We start from the raw sequence: 2,199 nt of genomic DNA, 5'->3' as shown, positions 1-2,199 counted from the left end.
CGAGACATCGGCGGCGAGATCGTTGACGGCGAGGCCGGAGCGCGCATCGACAAGGCGCGCACCCGAGGTGCTGATGCTGCCGCCGATGACGGGCGATGTCGCGGGACCGCGCACCTGCACGTTGACATTGGCGGTTCCAGACAAAGACAGACCCTGCGCGGCCAGCTTCTGGCTGAGCAGGCCGAACGGCACGACGCCATTGAAGTCGAGCACCAGTGACGGCGTGCCGGCCGTTGTCACGGTGCCGCCGCCCTTGAGGCCAAGGCCGGCGCCATCGCCGACATTGGCATTGAAGGTCAGCTTGTTGCCGCCGAAGGTGCCCGACGAGGAGACACTCACCGCACCGACACCGGCACCGCGCGTCTGCGAGGTCCGCACGCCGGCCGCGTCGAGGTTGAAGACAATGGCGGGGTTCGCCGGCGCACCCGTCACCTTGACCGTGCCTGAGATCGAACCGGCGGCGTCGAGCCCCGGCGAGAAACTGTTGGCGAGCGACATCGGCACCCGCGCCAGCGTCGCATTGATGTCGAGCGCCGTGCCGACCTTGCCGGTCACCGTCGCCGTACCACCGCCAAGGTTGAGCACGAGCCGGTCCAGCGTCGTTGTGCCGTTGGCAATGCTGACGGTCGAGGCCTGGGCGATGGCCGTCTTGATGCCCTGGACAGTCGCCTGGCCGGAGGCAAGCTCGATGGTCGTCGTGCCGTTGGCCACTTTCACCCGGCCGGCGGCCTGTGCCGGAATGCCCTTGACGGTTGCGCCGCCGGAGAAGCCGGTCCAGTCGCCGTCGCGCTTCAAGTCGACATCGATGCCGCTGATCACGGTGCCGCCCGACGTGACGGTGTCGGCGCGGATCTTTCCGGAGATCACGGGCGCCGCCAGATAGTTGGCGACCAGCGCATCGATCGAGACGGCTTTCGCCTGCAGGTCGCCGCGCGTAATCGATGCTGTCGCCGCCTTGATTGCGACCTGTGGCGCATTGCCGTTCTTCGAAAAGGCGATCGTGCCGCGCACATCGCCTTCGGCCTTCTCCAGGGCAAGTGCTGCCAGCGGGCCGATATCGGGCAGGTCGAGCGCGATGGTGCCGACCGGCACGAACTTTTCATCCAGCGCCAGATCGCCGGAAATCCTGTTCTTGCCGAGCGACAGCAGCAGGCCATTGATGGCGCTCTTGCCGTCCGCCGTCGCCAGCACGGCACTACCTTGCAGCGCCTGGCCGGCGACATTGCCGGTCAGCTGCACATTCGCCGCCGGATTGGCGGCATCGGCCTTGCCGGTGGCGGTCAGCTTCAGCCCGGTGATCTCTCGCGCCGCCACGAGAAGGCGGTCGCTGTCGATGGTCAACGACAGGTCCGGCGCCGCGGCCGGGCCCTGCGCGTTCAACGCAAAAGCGATGGCGCCCTTGGCGTCTTTCGACAGCAGCGAGATATCGCTCAGCGCACCCTTGATGTCGGCGGCCACCTTGTTGTCGGCAAGGCTGGCTTGCCCGTCTGCGGTCAGCGCGCCCGAGGTCAGCTTCAATCCGCCTATAGCGATACTGCCGTTGGGGTCGCGCTTCAGCGTGGCGCTGATCTCAGCGCGTTCGCCAAGCATGCCGCGTGCCGCCGCCGGCAAGGCCGACGATGGGGCATCCGCCTTCAGATTGAGGTCGATGGCACCGTCACGCAGCGATACCTGGCCGGCAACCTGGCTGTTCAGCGCATCGCTCTTGAGCGAGCCGCTGTCTATGGCAACCGCATCGGCTGTCAGGCGACCGCTGAGCGCCGCCGTGACCTTGCCGGCGATCAGCGGCGCAATCACCGGATTGTCGAGACCGACCTTGTCCACCGACACTGTGCCGGAAACTGGCCCTGCGCGGTTCTTCAGATCGAACGCATCCGAGTGCAACGCCAGGGCAAGCCCGTCCACCCTCGCTGGACTGGTGACGATCGAGGGCAGGATCGCAGAGACATCCAGGCGGGCCCGCGTGCTCTCGCCCGCCACCTTTGCCGACAAGGACCGGATTTCGATCTTGACCGGGCTCCCGGCGCTGCCGACAATCAGGGGCAGGCTGGGGCCGGATGAGATGAGATCGAGCGCAAAATCGCTGGCGCCGTTCGGATTGAGGGTGCCGGCTGCCTTGCCGGAAATCTTGTCACCGGTCAGTGTCGCCTGATGGAGCACCACGCCGCCGGCCATGGTGTAACTGCCTGCCGCGTCGAC

At 66.9% G+C, this 2,199-nt stretch carries 1 pseudogene; it reads right to left on the bottom strand.

The window, feature by feature from the left end:
- Positions 1-2,199: pseudogene (locus tag EN879_RS32940) on the bottom strand (translocation/assembly module TamB); the annotation flags it as partial.

It is taken from the genome of Mesorhizobium sp. M7A.F.Ca.AU.002.02.1.1 (assembly GCF_003998535.1).
In the GTDB taxonomy this organism is placed as follows: domain Bacteria; phylum Pseudomonadota; class Alphaproteobacteria; order Rhizobiales; family Rhizobiaceae; genus Mesorhizobium; species Mesorhizobium ciceri.
This window is presented reverse-complemented; position numbering and strand designations above follow the sequence as displayed.